The 4,199-nt window shown below is 62.8% G+C and carries 7 protein-coding genes; 6 read left to right on the top strand and 1 reads right to left on the bottom strand.

The annotated features are described in order from the left end of the window. Positions 1–129: 129 nt before the first annotated feature. The 3 genes from SNL23_RS11640 to SNL23_RS11630 all read left to right on the top strand — a co-directional run bounded on the left by SNL23_RS11640 (position 130) and on the right by SNL23_RS11630 (position 2,032). Positions 130–1,119 (top strand): 2-hydroxyacid dehydrogenase, encoded by a 990-nt coding sequence (locus SNL23_RS11640; protein ID WP_318302308.1) that lies wholly within the window; start codon positions 130–132, stop codon positions 1,117–1,119. Between the two features lie 71 nt (positions 1,120–1,190). Continuing rightward, positions 1,191–1,631, top strand: coding sequence for a hypothetical protein (locus SNL23_RS11635; RefSeq protein ID WP_004371378.1), 441 nt, complete (start codon positions 1,191–1,193; stop codon positions 1,629–1,631). Then, positions 1,628–2,032, top strand: coding sequence for an META domain-containing protein (locus SNL23_RS11630; RefSeq protein WP_076015051.1), 405 nt, complete (start codon positions 1,628–1,630; stop codon positions 2,030–2,032). Before SNL23_RS11635 ends, SNL23_RS11630 begins: the two co-directional genes overlap by 4 nt. Positions 2,033–2,171: 139 nt before the next feature. Here the strand turns inward: SNL23_RS11630 and SNL23_RS11625 are convergent, their stop codons facing one another. Next, positions 2,172–2,633: a TlpA disulfide reductase family protein gene (locus SNL23_RS11625; RefSeq protein WP_076015050.1), complete on the bottom strand. Its 462-nt coding sequence runs from the start codon at positions 2,631–2,633 to the stop codon at positions 2,172–2,174. Positions 2,634–2,748: 115 nt separating this feature from the next. On the opposite strand from SNL23_RS11625, the gene arsC reads away from it, so the two are divergent. The 3 genes from arsC to SNL23_RS11610 are packed head-to-tail and all read left to right on the top strand — an operon-like array spanning position 2,749 to position 4,116. Further along, complete coding sequence (gene arsC / locus SNL23_RS11620; protein ID WP_076015049.1) at positions 2,749–3,102, top strand: arsenate reductase (glutaredoxin); 354 nt, start codon at positions 2,749–2,751, stop codon at positions 3,100–3,102. Then, entirely contained in the window at positions 3,099–3,713 is a 615-nt protein-coding gene (gene wrbA / locus SNL23_RS11615; RefSeq protein ID WP_167663707.1) for an NAD(P)H:quinone oxidoreductase, read from the top strand. Before arsC ends, wrbA begins: the two co-directional genes overlap by 4 nt. After that, positions 3,697–4,116: a DUF2069 domain-containing protein gene (locus SNL23_RS11610; RefSeq protein ID WP_167663708.1), complete on the top strand. Its 420-nt coding sequence runs from the start codon at positions 3,697–3,699 to the stop codon at positions 4,114–4,116. Before wrbA ends, SNL23_RS11610 begins: the two co-directional genes overlap by 17 nt. The last annotated feature ends 83 nt before the right edge of the window (positions 4,117–4,199 follow it).

Here is a 4,199-nt window from a genome sequence, read left to right as displayed (position 1 = left end):
CGGGAGCAAGCTCCCTCGCCACAACAAGCTCCCTCACCACAGCAGGCTCCCTCACCACAACAAGCTCACTCACCACAGCAAGCCCCCTCGCCACAAAAGCAGCTTCCCATCATCAAGAAGGAATATTTGATGCGCATCATCCTCTTCAGCAGCCAGACCTACGACCGCGAGAGCTTTCTCGCCCAACCGTTGCCCGAAGGCATGCAGCTGCAATTCCAGCCGGCCCGGCTGAACCTCGACACCGTGGCCCTGGCCGAACACCACGAAGTGGTCTGCGCCTTTATCAATGACGACCTCAGCGCCCCGGTGCTGGAGCAGTTGGCCAGCGGCGGCACTCGCCTGATCGCCCTGCGCTCGGCCGGTTACAACCATGTCGACCTGCCCGCCGCCAAACGCCTGGGCCTGACCATCGTGCGGGTGCCAGCCTATTCGCCCCATGCGGTGGCCGAACATGCGGTCGCGCTGATCCTGGCCCTCAATCGCCGCCTGCACCGCGCCTACAACCGTACCCGCGACGGTGACTTCAGCCTGCATGGCCTGACCGGTTTCGACCTGGTGGGCAAGACCGTCGGCGTGGTCGGCACCGGGCAGATCGGCGCCACATTCGCCAAGATCATGGCCGGGTTCGGCTGCCAGTTGCTGGCTTACGATCCTTACCCCAACCCGCAGGTCGAGGCCCTCGGTGCGCGCTACGTGAACCTGCATGAGTTGCTGGGCGAGTCGCAGATCATCAGCCTGCATTGCCCACTGACAGCGGACAGCAAACACCTGATCAACGCCCAAAGCCTGGCCCATATGCAGCCCGGCGCGATGCTGATCAATACCGGGCGCGGCGGCCTGGTGGACACCCCGGCGCTGATCGACGCGCTCAAGGACGGCCAGCTCGGCTATCTGGGGCTGGATGTGTATGAAGAAGAGGCCCAGCTGTTTTTCGAAGACCGCTCGGACTTGCCCCTGCAAGACGACGTATTGGCGCGCCTGCTGACCTTCCCTAACGTCATCATCACCGCCCACCAGGCCTTCCTGACCCGCGAAGCCTTGGGGGCGATCGCCGGCACGACCCTGGCCAACATCGCTGCGTGGGCCGGCGGGCAGGCGCAAAACCTCGTCGAAGGATGATCAGCGGTCACATAGCCGCGCCATGATGGGTGGCGGCCCGTGATAGGATGCCGCGCCTATTTGGAGGATCCATGGCCGAACACGATTTCCGCTTCAGCTTGCTGAGCCCGCAACACACTCTGATCGAATGCCGCGCCCTGGTGCCGGGCCGTTATCAAGTCACCGGCAACGGTGGCTCGATCAAGAACGGCGACGTTCTGATCGTCACCCTGCGCGGCAGCAAAACCCTGTCGATGCGCCTGACCGTCGAAGGCGATGCGCGCTACTCCATCCGCCCGGCGGGCCAGTGGGTCGCCATGGCCCAGGGGCCGAAGTTCGGCGAGTTGGAGATTCACACTTGGAAGGTCAACTGCGACAGCTGCGACAACGTGCTGGAGTTTGAATTTGCGGTGGAAACCAAGCTGACAAAGGAACCGCTGCAACCGGCCGCCACTGCGCGGGTCACCGAGTTGGGCTGGGCCACCCTGGGTGACAAGCACCGCTGCCCGAAATGCCAGCAGGCCGCGCAATGAAAGCCCCGCTGATGCTGGCCGTGCTGGGTGCAGGCCTTGCGGGCTGCGCCAGCGACGAGGCCAAGCTCAAGCAGGATCACAGCTACGTGGTGGAATGGATCGGTGAGCGGCCGCTGATGGATTACGCGCACCTGACCGTGACCCTCGGCGCCGATGGCCGGGCCTACGGCAATGGTGGCTGCAACCATTGGTTCGCGCCCTACACCCTGGACGGCGACAAGCTGAGCTTCGGCAAGGTCGGCAGCACCCGCAAACTCTGCGCCGAAGCGCTGATGGAGCAGGAGCACCGCTTCTTCCAGGCCCTGCAAGGTGTGCAGCGCTGGGACGTCTCGCCGATCGAACAAACCCGTTTCTGGCCGGCAGACGGCAAGCCGTTGCGGTTGTGGCTGGAAGAAGGCTAAAAACCTCCGACCTGCCTTTCCGCCCGTCTGTAGGAGCGAGCTTGCTCGCGAAAAACCAGAGAGCGCCGCGCACATTCAGAATGCTCGCGTTATCGTTGACGTTTTTCGCGAGCAAGCTCGCTCCTACAGTGGGATATTTTTAGCCCCTTAAGGCCTTGAGCTTGGCCAACACCCCTTCCGCCGTCTGCTCACCCATCAGTTGCTCACGCACCTTGCCCTTGTCATCGATGATGTAGGTCACCGGCAAGGCTTCACTGCGGGGAATGTCGAAGATCCCGTCCGGGTTCTGCGCCAGTACGGTGAACTTGATGCCCAGCTTGTCGCTGGCGCTTTTGAGTTCTTCACCCTGGGCGTTGTCGAAGTTCACGCCGAACACACCCACTGACTGACCCTTAAGCTGTTCGGCCAAAGCGTTGAGTTCAGGGATTTCGGTACGGCACGGGCCACACCATTCAGCCCAGTAGTTAACCACCAGCCATTGCTTGTCCAGGCGTTCGGCGGCCACTTTCTGACCATATTGGTCAACGCCATAATCATTGCCACAGCCACTGAGCAGCAGCGTGCCGATGATTGCCAATGCGCCTAACAGTCGCCTCGTCATGGGGTAATCCTTCGTAAAAATGAACGTTGGCTGCGGCCTATCGCCTCTCATGGTTTAAGGACGTGGCACAGCGCGGGTAGAATACCCGCCACCTTACGCAAGATGCGACCCGCACATGACCGATCTGACGCTTTATCACAACCCGCGCTGCTCGAAATCCCGCGGTGCGCTCGAACTGCTGGAAGCCCGTGGCCTCACACCCAACGTAGTGCGCTACCTGGAAACCCCGCTCGACGCCGCGCAATTGCAAGCCTTGCTGGGCAAGCTGAACATCAGCGCGCGGCAATTGCTGCGTACCGGCGAAGACGAATACAAAACCCTCAACCTGGCCGACGCCAGCCTCAGCGAAGCGCAACTGATTGCCGCAATCGCCGCTCATCCGAAACTGATGGAGCGCCCGATCCTCGAAACCGCCGACAAGGCCGTGATTGGCCGCCCGCCAGAGAACATTCTGGAGCTGGTTTCGTGAGTGCGCCGTATGTGCTGGTGTTGTATTACAGCCGCAACGGCTCGGTGAGCGAAATGGCCCGACAAATTGCCCGGGGCGTCGAGCAAGCCGGGCTTGAGGCGCGGTTGCGCACCGTGCCGGCCATCTCCAGCGAATGCGAAGCCGTGGCGCCGGACATTCCGGTGGACGGCCCGCTGTACTGCAGCCTCGACGACCTGAAGCACTGCTGTGGCCTGGCGCTGGGCAGCCCGACCCGTTTCGGCAACATGGCCGCGCCGCTCAAGTACTTTCTCGACGGCACCAGCAACCTGTGGCTGACCGGCGCCCTGGTCGGCAAGCCGGCGGGCGTGTTCACCTCCACCGCCAGCCTGCACGGCGGCCAGGAAACCACGCTGATGTCGATGCTGCTGCCGCTGTTGCACCACGGCATGCTGATCACCGGCCTGCCCTACAGCGAACAGGCACTGCTTGATACAAAGGGCGGCGGCACGCCTTATGGCGCCAGCCACCATTCCGGTGCCGACGGCAAGCGTGCGCTGGATCAACACGAGATCGCCCTGTGCCGCGCCCTAGGCCTGCGCCTGGCGAAGACTGCCGCGCTACTGGAGAACGGCCGTGGCCAGGAAGCCTAAGGTACTGCCGCCCCAGGCGTGGCTGGAGCCACGGGTCAAGGCGACGCGGGTGTTGAGCCTGCTGGCGTTTTTGGGATTGGTGGGGCTGCTGTGCGCCTACTACCTGGTGTTCGCCGACCTGCACGGCGCACGGCCGTGGGTAATTCTGCTGATCGAACTGGTGCCGTTGCTGTTGCTGGCGCCGGGGATGATCCTGGGCAGCGCACGCGGGCATTCGTGGATGTGCTTTGTGGTGAACTTGTACTTCATCAAGGGTGCGCTGGCGGCGTATGACCCGAACCGGCAGTGGTTTGGTGTGCTGGAAATGCTGGCGAGCCTGGCGGTATTCTGCACGGCGCTGATGTATGTGCGTTACCGGCATCAGTTGAATCGGCGGTTGGCGGGGGAAGGTTTGCCTGCTTGAACGCACCTCCTCAGGCAAGCCTAGATAAATCTAGCGAAGGGGCTTGTCCTGTGGCGAGGGGGCTTGTCCCCCGTTGGGCTGCG

The organism is Pseudomonas sp. SED1, from assembly GCF_034044025.1.
Taxonomy (GTDB): domain Bacteria; phylum Pseudomonadota; class Gammaproteobacteria; order Pseudomonadales; family Pseudomonadaceae; genus Aquipseudomonas.
Note: the sequence above shows the minus strand (reverse complement) of the source record. Positions and strands in the feature narration are given on the sequence as shown.